The organism is Bacteroides luti (genome assembly GCF_900128905.1).
GTDB lineage: Bacteria > Bacteroidota > Bacteroidia > Bacteroidales > Bacteroidaceae > Bacteroides > Bacteroides luti.
The window spans coordinates 79,366-93,277 of sequence record NZ_FQTV01000006.1 but is presented as its reverse complement, the minus strand read 5'-3'; the positions used below and the strand labels follow the sequence as shown (position 1 = coordinate 93,277).

15 protein-coding genes and 1 tRNA gene are annotated in these 13,912 nt (G+C 35.4%); 1 reads left to right on the top strand and 15 read right to left on the bottom strand.

All coding sequences use genetic code 11. The features are described from left to right. Nucleotides 1-109: 109 nt before the first annotated feature. From BUC21_RS07150 to BUC21_RS07085, 14 genes are all read right to left on the bottom strand, one after another. Nucleotides 110-1,204 (bottom strand): AMP-binding protein, encoded by a 1,095-nt coding sequence (locus BUC21_RS07150; RefSeq protein ID WP_073400693.1) that lies wholly within the window; start codon nucleotides 1,202-1,204, stop codon nucleotides 110-112. Continuing rightward, nucleotides 1,191-2,216: an o-succinylbenzoate synthase gene (locus BUC21_RS07145; RefSeq protein WP_073400691.1), complete on the bottom strand. Its 1,026-nt coding sequence runs from the start codon at nucleotides 2,214-2,216 to the stop codon at nucleotides 1,191-1,193. Before BUC21_RS07145 ends, BUC21_RS07150 begins: the two co-directional genes overlap by 14 nt. Before the next feature lie 2 nt (nucleotides 2,217-2,218). Continuing rightward, entirely contained in the window at nucleotides 2,219-3,040 is an 822-nt protein-coding gene (menB, locus tag BUC21_RS07140; protein ID WP_073400689.1) for a 1,4-dihydroxy-2-naphthoyl-CoA synthase, read from the bottom strand. A 7-nt stretch (nucleotides 3,041-3,047) separates the two neighbouring features. Further along, nucleotides 3,048-4,721 (bottom strand): 2-succinyl-5-enolpyruvyl-6-hydroxy-3-cyclohexene-1-carboxylic-acid synthase, encoded by a 1,674-nt coding sequence (gene menD / locus BUC21_RS07135; RefSeq protein WP_073400687.1) that lies wholly within the window; start codon nucleotides 4,719-4,721, stop codon nucleotides 3,048-3,050. A gap of 14 nt (nucleotides 4,722-4,735) precedes the next feature. Beyond that, nucleotides 4,736-5,818, bottom strand: a complete 1,083-nt coding sequence (locus tag BUC21_RS07130; protein WP_073400684.1) for an isochorismate synthase — start codon at nucleotides 5,816-5,818, stop codon at nucleotides 4,736-4,738. 235 nt (nucleotides 5,819-6,053) lie between these two features. Beyond that, nucleotides 6,054-6,125, bottom strand: a tRNA-Glu gene (locus BUC21_RS07125). A gap of 118 nt (nucleotides 6,126-6,243) precedes the next feature. Next, on the bottom strand, nucleotides 6,244-6,843 hold the full coding sequence (locus tag BUC21_RS07120) for a hypothetical protein (RefSeq protein WP_073400682.1): 600 nt from the start codon (nucleotides 6,841-6,843) through the stop codon (nucleotides 6,244-6,246). A 56-nt stretch (nucleotides 6,844-6,899) separates the two neighbouring features. Further along, nucleotides 6,900-7,229 carry a DUF6984 family protein gene (locus BUC21_RS07115; RefSeq protein WP_073400680.1) on the bottom strand — a complete coding sequence of 110 codons (330 nt, stop codon included), beginning with the start codon at nucleotides 7,227-7,229 and terminating at the stop codon, nucleotides 6,900-6,902. 140 nt (nucleotides 7,230-7,369) lie between these two features. Next, on the bottom strand, nucleotides 7,370-7,792 hold the full coding sequence (locus BUC21_RS07110; protein ID WP_073400933.1) for a hypothetical protein: 423 nt from the start codon (nucleotides 7,790-7,792) through the stop codon (nucleotides 7,370-7,372). 97 nt (nucleotides 7,793-7,889) lie between these two features. Beyond that, nucleotides 7,890-8,336 carry a hypothetical protein gene (locus BUC21_RS07105; protein ID WP_073400678.1) on the bottom strand — a complete coding sequence of 149 codons (447 nt, stop codon included), beginning with the start codon at nucleotides 8,334-8,336 and terminating at the stop codon, nucleotides 7,890-7,892. A gap of 2 nt (nucleotides 8,337-8,338) precedes the next feature. Continuing rightward, complete coding sequence (locus BUC21_RS07100) at nucleotides 8,339-8,929, bottom strand: hypothetical protein (RefSeq protein ID WP_073400676.1); 591 nt, start codon at nucleotides 8,927-8,929, stop codon at nucleotides 8,339-8,341. A 302-nt stretch (nucleotides 8,930-9,231) separates the two neighbouring features. After that, the gene (locus BUC21_RS07095; protein ID WP_073400674.1) at nucleotides 9,232-9,684 is read right to left on the bottom strand and encodes a hypothetical protein; all 453 of its coding nucleotides are present in this window, start codon (nucleotides 9,682-9,684) and stop codon (nucleotides 9,232-9,234) included. Nucleotides 9,685-9,754: 70 nt separating this feature from the next. Beyond that, nucleotides 9,755-10,420 carry a hypothetical protein gene (locus tag BUC21_RS07090; RefSeq protein ID WP_073400672.1) on the bottom strand — a complete coding sequence of 222 codons (666 nt, stop codon included), beginning with the start codon at nucleotides 10,418-10,420 and terminating at the stop codon, nucleotides 9,755-9,757. An 18-nt stretch (nucleotides 10,421-10,438) separates the two neighbouring features. Then, on the bottom strand, nucleotides 10,439-10,897 hold the full coding sequence (locus tag BUC21_RS07085; RefSeq protein ID WP_073400670.1) for a hypothetical protein: 459 nt from the start codon (nucleotides 10,895-10,897) through the stop codon (nucleotides 10,439-10,441). A gap of 1,342 nt (nucleotides 10,898-12,239) precedes the next feature. Here BUC21_RS07085 and BUC21_RS07075 point away from each other — a divergent pair. Beyond that, a complete protein-coding gene (locus tag BUC21_RS07075) occupies nucleotides 12,240-12,857 on the top strand; it encodes a ribonuclease H1 domain-containing protein (protein ID WP_073400666.1) in 618 nt (205 codons plus the stop codon). Nucleotides 12,858-12,872: 15 nt separating this feature from the next. On the opposite strand, the gene BUC21_RS07070 is transcribed toward BUC21_RS07075, so the two are convergent. Beyond that, a complete protein-coding gene (locus BUC21_RS07070) occupies nucleotides 12,873-13,901 on the bottom strand; it encodes a glycosyltransferase (RefSeq protein ID WP_073400664.1) in 1,029 nt (342 codons plus the stop codon). Nucleotides 13,902-13,912 lie beyond the last annotated feature (11 nt).

The following is a 13,912-nucleotide window of genomic DNA, read 5'->3' as shown; positions in this document are numbered from 1 at the left end:
GGCTCTCTTACCTGAAATCGCTTTCAAATATTCAATTCTCAGATACCTAATTTTATTTTTCGGACATCCTCGTTTTGTTATATGATTTAAAGAATCCAAACTTTACTCATTAACTTAAGGTCGAAGCCATCTCTTTCACCTTAGCTCTGCAGATCTTACCGCTTTCAGTTAAGGGTATTGAATCGACAACAAAGATCTTTTTAGGGACCTGATAGGAAGTCAGTACCTTACTCATCTCCGTTTTAAGCATTTCATCATTAACGGGAGCAGCAACAAGTAAAACTACAATCTCGCCAAACTTTGAATCACTCTTAGACGTTACAGCAAAAGGTGCATGGATAAGTGCTTTAAGCTTTTCTTCTACCTGTTCAATCTGTATCTTTACTCCTCCGCTATTTATTGTATTGTCCTTCCGTCCTATAATATTGAAACTACCATCGGGATTTATCTCTGCGATATCATTTGTCTGCAATATAACATCACTAACCAGAGGTGCATTGATTACGAGCGTACCTTCTTCTGAAAGAGAAAGATCTACTGAAGAAAAAGGATAATAACTGATAGATGCCAATGGTCCATTGATTCTTCTCAATGCGATATGAGAGAGCGTTTCTGTCATTCCATAGGTACAGTAAATCTCACCGGGAAGCTTTTTCAGTTCTTCTTCCAAATTCGTATCAATAGCCCCGCCACCAATAATCAGGATATCAGATTCCTCCAGTATCTTTCTTTCTTCAGGTACTTGCAGACTATTAAAGACCTGCAAAGGCACCATCGATAAAAAGCGAAAAGGCTTTCTGATATTTTCCAATGGGTGACCGCAAGGAGGAATATAATGGATATCAAGTCCGGCAATCAAAGCTCGAACTGCCATCATTTTCCCGGCAATGTACCCCAATGACATATTTATCAGTGCAGAGTCGCCTTTTCTTAAATGAAGAAATTCACAAGTCAATCGTGCGCTTTGCATCATCTGTTCCTTGCGAACTACCAATTCTTTCGGCTTGCCTGTAGAACCGGAAGTATGCACTTTTATTTCAGTCTTGCCATCAAACCATTCAAGTAAAAAGGAATATAAGCCATCATATTCGCTTTTCCCTTTCAGGAAGTCTAAAGCCTCAGTTGATGAATAAGTTATACCGTCTAAAGTCAGGACTTGTTTGCTTATATCAAATTCAAAGTACTGCAACTTATTTTCTTCCATACCAAAGTTTATCTTCACGAATCACTAAAGGCATTTCTACATTATCGGTAAAGAGCATGCCGGTACCCAATCCTTGAGGAAGAGTTGTATTAAGTGTAGCACACCATTGAGCTATGGCATTCAATCCTATATTCGATTCCAAAGCAGAAGTAACCCACCAGCCAATATTTCTCTTTACAGCCTCATCAATCCATTCAGTGGAACCACAGATTCCTCCGTGAAGAGACGGTTTCAGAATAATATATTGCGGATTTATCTTATCTAAGAGCTCAGCTTTCCCACTTAATGAAGTTACTCCAATAAGTTCTTCATCAAGAGCTATAGGTATCGGTGTTTCTTTAACGAGTCTGGCCATCTCCTCAATTTGTCCGGCACGAATAGGTTGCTCTATGGAATGAATATCAAGTTCCGCCAGTCGATTGAGCTTATTCATGGCATCTTCCGGAGAAAAAGCGCCATTTGCATCTACTCTCAATTCTACTTCTCTGGCAGTAAAATGCTTTCTAATGTGTCGCAGCAAAGAGAGTTCCTCTTCAAAATTAATAGCACCAATCTTTAGTTTGATACAACGGAAACCCAATTCCATTTTCTTCTCAATCTGACGGAACATTTGTGCATAATCCCCCATCCAGATAAGTCCGTTGATTGGAATACCAGTCTCTCCACGAGAAAAAGGTGTATCCCAAAGCGCAAAACTGTTTGCCTGGAAGTGCAACAGAGCTGTTTCCAGTCCAAAGAGAATAGAAGGATAAGAGCGCAATGCTTCCTTATCGAGCACTCCCGTTTGCTCCAATCGCTTGCAAGCATCACTGAGAATATTCTCATAATCGGGAAGGTCATCACAGCTTAGGTTTGGCAGAGGTGCACACTCTCCCAAACCTATTCTTTGTGGTTCTTCAACAGAAGTAATGCCAACATACCACACTTTCCGGGTATTATACACTCCGCGGGAAGTTCCGGCAGGTTGTTTAAAGTGTAATGTTGAAGGACGTATGGTTGTTTTAAACGTCATTACTAAGGAAATTTTGGAAATTGTTTAAAGTCGGGTTTACGTTTTTCAAGGAACGCATTTTTACCTTCCTGAGCTTCTTCAGTAAGATAATACAAAAGAGTGGCGTCACCAGCCAATTCCTGAATTCCGCTCTGACCATCAAGTTCGGCATTCAATCCAGCCTTAATCATTCGTAAAGCCAATGGACTGTGCATCATCATTGTTTCTGCCCATTCCACCACTTCATCTTCAAGCTTGTCAAGAGGAACAACTTTATTTACCAGTCCCATATCCAAAGCTTCCTGAGCATTATATTGTTTGCAAAGAAACCAGATTTCACGAGCTTTCTTCTGTCCTACGCAACGAGCCAGGTAAGAAGCACCAAATCCGGCGTCGAAACTACCCACACGAGGACCAGTCTGACCGAAAATTGCATTCTCGGAAGCTATTGAAAGATCGCATACCACCTGAAGTACATGACCGCCACCAATGGCATAACCATTCACCATTGCAATAACCGGTTTAGGAATTGAACGAATCTGTTTTTGTACATCAAGCACGCTCAAACGAGGTACACCGTCTTTGCCAATATACCCACCTTTACCTTTTACATTCTGGTCGCCTCCTGAACAAAATGCCTTATCTCCTGCTCCAGTAATAACAACCACACTAATGTCGGCACATTCGCGGCAGATTGTAAGTGCATTACTCATTTCTCCTGTTGTTGTAGGAGTAAACGCATTTCTATAACGAGGACGGTTGATTGTTATCTTTGCAATTCCATTATAAAACTCAAAAAGAATATCCTCATATTCCTTTATGGTTTCCCATTTTCTTTCTTCCATATACAGTCTATTTTAGATTGTGATAATATGCTTTAAATACTTCGGCATTCACCTCCATTGATGTTATTGTCTCCAATAATATTGGTTTCTCAGAGGTGCTGCTCACAAAAGTAATAATATTCTCCTTCAATTCTGTTTCATTTTCAGCCGACAAATAAGAAAATCCCATGGCCTGAGCCCACTCTTTGGCCACAGTATTGTGCCTGTAAGAGATATGATCGTCTAATGATTCAGCCTTATTTAATCCGGGTAGTAAATGGAAGATCTCTCCTCCTCCATTATTTACCAGCATAATACGTAGGTTCTTGTTTATATGCTTATTCCACAGTCCATTTACGTCATAAAAAAAGCTGAGGTCGCCAATTACCAGAAACGTAAGATCCGGATGAGCAGCAGCAAATCCTACAGCCGTAGACATTGAACCGTCTATACCACTTGTTCCTCTATTACAATAAACCGGAATATCTGCATTCAAATCAAAAAGCTGAGTGTTACGGATAGAAGAACTGTTGCCCAGTTGCAAAGCAGCCTTTTCCGGTAAAAGAGGCAAAAGATTTTTCAGCACAAACAAATCAGAATAAGGTATAGCTGCCGTAAACTCATTTCTTTTACTTTTCAGTTCATCCGATTTAGTTTTCCAAAGCAAACTGTAAGAAGCCATTTCCGGTTCATCGGGAGAACCCAACAGAGAAAAAAAAGTTTCATCCATTTCAATTACATCCGTCAGCGATTGGAAAAGATCGGGAACAGAACCATCTAAAGAAACATGCCAGTGTTGAGCCGGGCGTTGCTTTCTGAGGAATTTCTTTATTCGCTTGGAAACTATATGTCCACCAATGTAAATCAATAAATCGGGGGTAAACTCATCCCACTTTTCTTCGGGAAGAGCATATATTATCTGATCGAAATTGCCAATTACGGGGCAGGAAGAAACATTTGATATATGTTCAGCCAAAATCACACAATCCCACTTTTCAGCAATCTCTTCAATGGATTTTCTAACCTTTTCATCGGGTAAAAGCTGACCTACAATAATCATTCGTTTACTGCTCTTTGCCCATTGATTGCGAAAATATTCGCTATTATCCAAAGACTTGGGATAACCGCCCGAATATCGTATCGCTCTTACCTGCGGAAGTTCTTCAGTAGTAAATTCAAAAAGAGGTTCAGAAAGCGGAACATTGATCTGTACCGGACCTTTACCGTGATGGTTCAGTTCCAGCAAAGCCTCGTTAATGAGGCGGTTGCAATACCATTCATCCTCCTCGGTAACAGGTTCGGGAAGTTGGACGGACTTCTTTACCAAAGTATTAAATATCCCCGGTTGAGGAAGTGTTTGTCCGTCCATCTGTCCTATCCAGGCAGCAGGACGGTCGGCAGAAATAACAAGTAGTGGCAACTGTTGATAAAAAGCCTCAGCCACAGCCGATCCAAAGTTTAGTAAAGCTGTACCTGAGGTACAGCACACAGCCACCGGACGATTAATTTTCTGAATAAGACCCAATGCAAAGAAAGCAGCACTCCGTTCATCCACCACCGTGAAGCATTTGAATGCAGGATGCTGGGAAAACGTCTGAGTAAGGGGAGCTATGCGTGATCCGGGAGAAACCACCACGTGATCGATGCCATATTCGCGCAACAGCGCAGCCAACTGAAGAACATTTTTCTTATTCGAATACATACTAAGCCTCCAATTTATTTAATTATCGCCAACATAGTCTGCAGTTTCGCCTCCGTCTCTTTCCATTCCAGCTCCATCTCCGAATGAGATAACAATCCCCCTCCGGCATATAGAGTTAGACAAGAAGCACCAATCTCCATGCAGCGCAAATTTACATACAAATCCGTCTTTCCATCGGGATTAATCCATCCCAAAAAGCCGGAATAGTAACGACGATTATACCCTTCATTCTCCAATATAAATCGATATGCCTCCTCTTTAGGGAGTCCGCAAACCGCCGGCGTGGGATGCAATAAACCAAGCAAACTACCTAGCCGACCTTTTTCCGGTAATGCAAAAGAGAATTCACTCTTGAGATGTGCCAATTCACCGGCACGAACCGTAAATGGACCCTTTTCTTCAGGAGTTATACCAAAAGCAGTCAACTGATTCCGAACATAATCTACAACCAATTGTTGCTCACGAATATTTTTATCACTCCAGGCATTCGGCAAAACAGCCCGATGAAAAGGCAAAGTTCCTGCAAGAGCTACCGTATTCCATTGCTCATCCTTTCCGGAAAGCAGAATCTCGGGCGTACTACCCAGCCATGTTCCCGTTTGAGGGGTATGATATAGATAAACAAATGCGTCGGCATATCGTTCACACGCGTTGAAAAGAGCCTTTTCAAGAGAAAAGGATGAGTTTTTTGGCTGCACGGAAGTACGCGACAACACCAGCTTTTCAAATCTTTTTTCTCTGAGCGAAGATATAAACGAAGAAAAAGCCTGTGAATAAGAATCATAATTATCCGCTTGCGGGCAATTTTCCGTATCTTCTTCAGACAAGGTATCCTCCGCACATTCCTCCTTCGATAGATAACTATTTATATCCTTCCATCCTTTAATGAAAACATCCGGTTGCATCAGCATAAGCGGAGACGAGTCTGAAATCCAGAACGGAGCAAAGACAAATCCCCTCTTGCCGTCCAGTTCATCCAGTTCATTTAAAGAAAAAGAGGGACTAGCCGACTGAAGAATTAAAACAGGTTCCTCTTCCGGAACCCTGTAAATAACAAAGCTTTTATTCTGTTTGATAAGTGCTTCAATTCCTATCATCTGATCTTCCCTTTCCGCACTAAAAGTCTATCTGTCATCGTTACTTTTTTATTGGAGTACAAAAGTAAGACTATTTTTCAGATTATCCTTAAAACGGTTCCTGGATTAACTTAATGCAAGATTAGTTGTTGCTGATTTACCGGAATTTCAAAAGACTAAATAACGATATGGAAATTTTGCTGGGAATTATAAACGAATTAAAAGGGAGTAATCTGTATAAGATTGTTTTGAAGAGTAGCCCGTGGGGGAGTCGAACCCCCCTTTCAAGAATGAAAATCTTGCGTCCTAACCGATAGACGAACGGGCCATTTATGATTTGCAATTAGAGATCTTCAGCACTATTAGCAGCACCTCATTTCCCAATTGTGGCGCAAAGGTAGTACTATTTTTCGATTTACCAAATAGTGAATAGAAAATCACCATAATTATAATCCAAACTTATGCTCATTCCCAATAGCTATTGTTTTCAATTTTCTAATAAGTTTATTAGTAAATTTCATCTTTCTTAATTGCAAGTTATAATCAAAATATTTAGGGTTATATTCTTTTTCTATATCTGTTTGATTAAACTTAAAATGTATAACTTTATTTTTTAAATAAATGTAAACCTGAGTATTCACATTATTCTCATGCCATGTAACTGAATTAGATCCATAACCCTCCGGATATATTTTTTCTTTTCTCATTCTGGAAGCATTTTTATTTATAAATAAAAAAAGAGAAGAACAGTCAACCAACATAGGTTTATAGTTAATACATGGATGAGTTTTAGTAAAATAACATTTCCCAGACCTTTTCCAAACAATATAATTATTAACATAAACACCTTCATAATAACCAGTAGGCGAGCAGGTATCATTATTTAATCTTTCAGTTCCCCAAACACCACCTTCTACAACTTTCAACACAATAATTGAATCTACTCCATTTTTCCTTAGGCTATCAACCAATGAAAATAAATTCCTTTCCGAAAAACAAGATATAGAAAGCAGTAATCCTAATAGTGTAAATACATATTTTTTCATAAAATTTTATCTCTATTTTTTATCTCTTTTCGAAAAAAACAAATTTGGATAGATCCTCAGTCAAATGGAAGTTTTTTAAGAGGTGCACAATTTGTTTTCCAGATGTCAAGTTCAAACAGTTTATTTTCATTATCAATATACAAAGACGCAATAACTACTATTCCATCAAGATCATTAAACTGATATTCGCTTACACATTTATCAAAAAAACGTTTTTTAATTATATCTCCATCTGTATATAGGCGTAAACTGCCCATTTGTCCATCATCCATATTTTGTACAGTCAACTCATCTTTCCAATTAGAAGATAAGTTGATTGAAGCTTTTTCAACTAAAAGTTCTATGAGTTTCAATTCCTGTACTGTTGGTTTTCTATTTAATTCCATGTATTTGGCCTATATTTAATAGATGAAAAAGGTAGATTTACTTTATACATATTCTTTTCAAGGCTTGAATAGCTTCTTCATTTTCACAATTTTCTTTCATCTTTTTATAAGATGATTGGATAAATGATATGATATCAATCCTATTCACTGGCTCGAAAATTCGAAATTAAGACAGTAACTATCCTTTTCCTCCATACCCATATCTGCAGTCCTAGTTTATCGAAATCATATACAGTCTGATTTTGCCCTTTTCCATTTACTAAAATATAAATATTTTCAGATTTATCCGGTGTCACATTATAAGATAATAGAAACTCATCAAATGGCATTTTTATCAGATTACGGCCCGCCCAGTAACATTCCTTTTCACAGCAAATAGTCTCGATCTTACTCTTTTCAACCCATAGAATGAGGTCTTGTTCATAAAAATTATAACTCTCATATGAAAAGTCTTTCTCTTTATTTTTTGTCAAACAATGAGGTAAATGAGTATATTTTCTTATATCACTTCCTAAAACGAATTCACCTACAGATATATTAGGAACTAATTCTGTTTTCCTCATTTTTTCATTTTTTACATGCCCAACTGTGTTCTTCTCCTTTAGCATTTTTTTAAGTATCTCATTCTATATTAGTTAGTTTTCATTCTATTATTTCTTTTTATTCTGCCTTTATTTGAATATTATTAGAAGTATTTTTTCGTTTGAAATAAGTCTGATAAACATCTTCAGCTTTTTCTACAATTAATTTTTCATACGAATTTCTATCAAAGCACAACTCATAATAGCCCCAAATTGCTTGAATATAAGGATATATATCCTCTTCCTTCTCAATTAATCTGAAATGCCATTTAGGATCTACCTTATCATCAACAACTTCAAATAGCTGACAAGGGCAAGCTGAAATAAGGCCATCATCATCTACTAAATAGGATAAATAGGATTCAAACATTATCATTCCCATCACCAAATATTCTCTTCCTACCGTTATTTCTCCATATATAGAATTTGCCGTAATTCCAAACCTTCCTAGCTCCTCTTCCTTCAACAATTTATTTTCATAACGCCTTAAATCTTGACCTGTATTATACTTGCATCGAACTTTCATAATTATTTAAACTTCAATTTTAATTGGTTCCTGTAATCAAAGTTTAAAACACTAAATGGATCCATATAAATATTTTTATACAATAAATATTTATCGTCTGTTAGAACAATAGTCCAATACCGAACAAAATATGAGCTTTTATTTGTTCTAAAATTAATATCATCATTCATAGCTTCTAAATCTACCAGACGTTCAATACCTGTATATATGAAAAAACCTTTTTTATTATCAATCGGCATGTATAAAAGAGGCCTGTTTTTTGTAAGATAATTATTCATTGCCTGCTTATTATCAAGAGCTTTATAAGGAAAAGCCATACTTGCCATTAAATGAATATAGGTTTCTTTAGTATTTCTTTTATCTACAATCATCTCAAAAAAACAACTATCGTTATCAACCTCTTTTACAAAAGAATTTAGCAAGTTACTAATAGTATCATTGAAAATAAACTTTCCTGCAAATTCAAAATGCCGTTTATCAGAAATATCTTTTTCACATACCCCAGATATAATATCTTGATTTATGATTAGATATATATTTAAGATTATTGAAAAGATAAAAATGGCTGAACTTATTTTTTTATTGATTTTCATTCGTTATTATTTTACTGTTAATCTTTTAAGTAACATTGAAAGTTTTGAACCATTAAGAATATCACTTATACTTCTATAACCTATAATTATGTTTTAGAAGAAATAATTTCTACCATAAACACTCATAATAATACAACATCAAATGCCCTCTTTAAAGGCTTACTAATAATTTATATCTATAAATTTCCATTGGTATATCAAATCTAATAGGATTATTCTCGCAATAAACATAAGGTGAAACAGGATAATATCAAAATGAGCAACATCTATCAAAGTTAGCTTAATCATATTGCTCTATAATGTTAGTGAGCCGTTATCACTCTTTTGTATATCCTGGTTGATTTCGTTGGATCAGAGTCATTTGTACTCAACTGAATTGTATTATCGTCAGCAAATTGAACTTTAAATTCTTGAGTAGTTTTCTGACCATATAAAGCGAACAATTCTTTCCCAATCTTATTTTCAGTTAGTTTGAATTCAAAATTTGAGATTCTGCTAATCTCTGGAATCCATACGTCATCTGAATCAGAAAAGAGCTTCACATATTTATTATCATTAAGCTTATAAATTCTACCTACCAGTTTATTATTCTCCCTTTTAATGTGTATTTGAGTTCCATCCATCAATGGCGCCTCCTTAATTTCCCAAATCCCAATAAATTTATCATCTGATACTTGCTTCAATTTTCCAGAGCAACTAAAAAAAATCAATGATGTTAATAATAACGCTAAACTTGTTTTCGTAATTTGTCTCATATTTCACTTTTTTATTAAATCTATATATCTATAATCTCAAATATCTAAATGATTCCAAATTAATTAAATTCTATATATCATTTGAAATAAATATTTCTTCAAATTTTAAGCCCTTAATTTCATATTTATCAAGAGATTCTTTAAACTTTTCACTAATAACCAATAACGGTCGTGCATACCTCACAACAAAAATATCATGTGCTGTAAGATTAGATAGGCCTGTACACTCCCACGTAAAAAATATATCACTTTTATCAAAGAATAAGCTATCAAGTTGTTCCTTTGAATATTGGAGACTAAATGGTAACACTTTAGTTGGAACATTGCTAGACTGGTTAAAAACAACCTTACTAAAATATCCATTACGTTTACATACAGGACATTGTCCCTCAATAGCAAAGTTGTTCATTTTGGATGGAGGCAATATTATATTTGTATTCAAATGATAAAAAGGCAAATCGTTATTTTTATAATCAACGATCTTTCTTAAATCGCCTAATTTAATACCATCAGTTATAAGTTTCTGATATAAATTTTCAGATATTATAAAATCATCATCAAGTGTTATAAAAAAATCCTTTTTTATCTGTCTTAAACCTTTTGTTTTCAATTTGCCGACTAAAATTGCACCTGTACCACAACTTCTACATGCAATTTCAATACTATAATTACTTTTACAGGATTCACCACTTTCACCTATAGGAGCTCTATTATAAATCAATATATAATATTTCATAAAACAACATCTATCAAATTATACAAAAATATCTTGCGCACTTAAATTAACAAATAACAATGGAGAATTTGATATTTCATCTTGACAATAAACTATTGGAAATCTATTCAATAGGTTACAATCAAAATCTTGAATATTAGTAATCTTTTTAAGTAAGTATCCATTCAATTCAAAACTACACAAGGCATATTTTATAAAAGAATTCTGTTCAAAACATTCATGAATAAAACTTGTAAGTTGCATTAATTCATTTTCAAATACTTCTTTATGGTATGTTTGTTCAGGAATACCAACACATATTTCATAAAAGTCAGCATTCTCATAATCGAAAAGAGACACTATTGTCTTTCTGTTCTCAAAATATTCTGATTCATTTTCGCCTTCAGGCAGATTGATCTTCATAAGAAAATCATGAATTTCATTTTTTGAATTATTTCTTTTGCTTACTATGAGTGAAATATCAAAGTATTCTGGCATAATATTATATTCATTATAAAATTGAGCAATCTTGTTTTCCGTCTTTGATCAACTTGTCACGCTAAATTCATAACTAGCAACAAATTAATTATCAAGAAAAAGTTTTTTTCATTCCATATGTTTTATTATGTAGATCAATTAAAGTCCAAACAAAAAATATTTTCTTAATTCTTTAATAGACTACAATGGGCATGCTTTAAGCTGAACATAAGATACTCCGTAGTATGATCTTGAGTTAATTAAAACGCACTTGGCAAATTTAATATATTGTATTGAATTTTTGCTATTTATATTATGAAAATTTCTTATTAAAATAGATAACAACTCTTCTGTAAAGGCCTTGAAATTATCTATCTGGAGACGCTTGCAGATGGTCACAAAGAGACTAGGGTCAAAGACAGGTTGATCTGTAAACTCTGTCAAGTCAACCAAGCATTGCATATACGGATTCTACTGTATCGCCCCAATTTTTTCTCTAAAACAAAAAAGTTACTGCCATCTGCTACTAAAATGCCTCAAAGAACTTGCTAAAAGGCATTTCAGAGGTGGGAGATAAAAAGATTGCACAATTTCATCTGCTACAAATTGCCATCATCTACCACCAAAAATAGAATTTCAAGATAGTACTACGACGTAAAATTGCAATTACGAGGCAACGTTAACTATTTGTTTACTCCAAACTTTAAATAATAGAAAAGCCAATTTTTGCTCATTATCCCTTTTCTAGTATAAACATTCATTTATGATAATAAGTGAGTTTACAGCCAAGAACTCATGGGTTCTCGGCTAAAGTCCCATGGGTTTACGGCCGAAGACTTATGGGTTCACGGCTGCAAACTTACTAAGCACTAAATACGAAACCAATAAACACATGATATCTAGACCATTATATGCAATAAGAAAAGATTCAATTATTATAGGAATCATGTTCTCCAAAAAATCAGACTACGCAAAGGCGAAGACAAGAGATACGTACAGAGGAAAGTTATATACTTTAAGCAAGAGAATTGAGTAGGTGGCAGATGAATGAATTTAGTGGAAGATAAATTGTAAAACAAAAATATCTACTATCAGAATATACAATTATAAATCAGTTAATTACACCATTTTTAGTAGCAGGTGGGAGATCGAACCAATAAATATCGACAGAAAAACAAGAAGGAGTTAATAACAAAATCAAAACATCAGATGGAAACACAAGTATACAGAAACCAAAAGTTCATTGAACTTAACATTCTAGCAGTGCATGAGAAAAACGACTCATTTGTGGGATGAACCAAAAAATAGTTATCTTTGTCCACAACTTATACATTCAAGAAACAATACTCCGAATAAAAGAGCGATGGCAAAACAGAAATATTATGTGGTTTGGGAAGGTGTTACGTCGGGAATTTATACTTCTTGGAACGAATGTCAGCTTCAGATAAAGGGTTACGAAGGCGCAAAATATAAATCTTTCGAGTCCAAAGAAGAGGCTGAACGAGCCTATGCCTCCTCTCCTTACGCATATATTGGTAAACAGGCCAAAGCGTCTGCTCCGAAAGTGCTTCCGGCGAACATAATTAAACAGAGTCTGGCTGTAGACGCTGCTTGCAGCGGAAACCCGGGAGCTATGGAATACAGGGGGGTATATATTGAAACGGGAGAAGAGATTTTTCATTTTGGCCCGATGAAGGGAACAAACAACATCGGCGAATTTCTTGCTTTGGCGCATGGCCTGGCACTGCTCAAACAAAAAGAGCTCAAAATTCCTATCTACAGCGACAGTGTAAATGCTATAAGTTGGGTGAAACAAAAGAAATGCAAAACCAAGCTACCACGTACTCCGGAAACAGAAGAGTTGTTTCAGATTATAGAACGGGCAGAGAACTGGCTGAAAAATAACAAATATACCACTCAGATTATTAAGTGGGAGACAAAAGACTGGGGTGAGATTCCTGCCGATTTTGGCAGGAAATAAGATTTTTTGGAGAAGCTAAAACAATACTCGTTCTGATTCTTCAATTGCCTTGGTGATAAAATATCCTTTAGCTAACTTATCACTAATATTTATCACATTATTCTTCATCGCCTGATACTGTTCTGCAGTTAATGATGACAGAATCTGATCAAGCTCTGACAGTGAACCGATGCATATACCTATATTGTTTTCTTCAACAAAATGTGCCAGAGCTGCTTTCTTCCAGATTATTACTGGCAACTGACAACGAATATAAAGAGATGTTTTATGAGGGTTATTATATTGCAGATAATCGCCGAAAGCTCCGCTGCAGGCATCTATAGAATCTCCATCCCAAACCAGACCAAAATGCCCTTCAGCAGTTGAGATAAGTTCATCGGATGGAACAAAGCCTTTATATGCAAAGTTCTGATTTCCTCCAAGAAGTTCTTCATTAAAACCGGAACCATACAGTACAAACCGGTATGTTTTTACATATTCTCCAAGCTTATATAAAAATGCATTTTTCTTATAACTCAGCCCACCAGCATATACTATACTAAATGGAAAATTTATCTTAGCTGTGTTTTTTGAAACATTAGCAGAAAGATAATCAAAGATCTCCAAACAACCCAATTTAGATGTACTTCCATTCTCTTTCAGCCAATTTGCCATTTTCTTATTATGGGCAATGATATAGTCTGCATTATTAAGCCGTTCTATTTCCTGAGGAATGGTTAGTTTTCCCCTTCGAAAGCTTCCAAGATCATGAATAACAACTGTAACCTTTCCACCTTTAAGATGAGCAACTTTACAAATAAATGAAAAATATTTCTTCAGAGGATACTGAAGTACAAGCCAATCACCTTTAGAGATTAAAAAAGAGGCTTTCAGCACTCCCAGCAGAGTAAATATAAATCCCAGTAACTTATTGTTATAATGGGTTTGCTTTAATCCGATATTTACAAAACCAGCGTCGGACAAGATTGTTTCAATATCGGTTTTGGCCTTGTTACCGGCACTAGACAGATTGGGATAGTTCTTTGAAAGATAATACTTATTCATTCTTTCTCTTT

Bases quoted from the DNA above. Each gene is read 5' to 3' on its own strand.
- BUC21_RS07145 (WP_073400691.1), bottom strand. From the start codon at position 2,216: ATGACGTTTAAAACAACCATACGTCCTTCAACATTACACTTTAAACAA.
- BUC21_RS07085 (WP_073400670.1), bottom strand. From the start codon at position 10,897: ATGCCAGAATACTTTGATATTTCACTCATAGTAAGCAAAAGAAATAAT.
- menD (WP_073400687.1), bottom strand. From the start codon at position 4,721: ATGTATTCGAATAAGAAAAATGTTCTTCAGTTGGCTGCGCTGTTGCGC.
- BUC21_RS07095 (WP_073400674.1), bottom strand. From the start codon at position 9,684: ATGAGACAAATTACGAAAACAAGTTTAGCGTTATTATTAACATCATTG.
- BUC21_RS07075 (WP_073400666.1), top strand. From the start codon at position 12,240: ATGGCAAAACAGAAATATTATGTGGTTTGGGAAGGTGTTACGTCGGGA.
- BUC21_RS07115 (WP_073400680.1), bottom strand. From the start codon at position 7,229: ATGGAATTAAATAGAAAACCAACAGTACAGGAATTGAAACTCATAGAA.
- BUC21_RS07100 (WP_073400676.1), bottom strand. From the start codon at position 8,929: ATGAAAATCAATAAAAAAATAAGTTCAGCCATTTTTATCTTTTCAATA.
- menB (WP_073400689.1), bottom strand. From the start codon at position 3,040: ATGGAAGAAAGAAAATGGGAAACCATAAAGGAATATGAGGATATTCTT.
- BUC21_RS07090 (WP_073400672.1), bottom strand. From the start codon at position 10,420: ATGAAATATTATATATTGATTTATAATAGAGCTCCTATAGGTGAAAGT.
- BUC21_RS07120 (WP_073400682.1), bottom strand. From the start codon at position 6,843: ATGAAAAAATATGTATTTACACTATTAGGATTACTGCTTTCTATATCT.
- BUC21_RS07070 (WP_073400664.1), bottom strand. From the start codon at position 13,901: ATGAATAAGTATTATCTTTCAAAGAACTATCCCAATCTGTCTAGTGCC.
- BUC21_RS07105 (WP_073400678.1), bottom strand. From the start codon at position 8,336: ATGAAAGTTCGATGCAAGTATAATACAGGTCAAGATTTAAGGCGTTAT.
- BUC21_RS07150 (WP_073400693.1), bottom strand. From the start codon at position 1,204: ATGGAAGAAAATAAGTTGCAGTACTTTGAATTTGATATAAGCAAACAA.
- BUC21_RS07110 (WP_073400933.1), bottom strand. From the start codon at position 7,792: ATGAGGAAAACAGAATTAGTTCCTAATATATCTGTAGGTGAATTCGTT.
- BUC21_RS07130 (WP_073400684.1), bottom strand. From the start codon at position 5,818: ATGATAGGAATTGAAGCACTTATCAAACAGAATAAAAGCTTTGTTATT.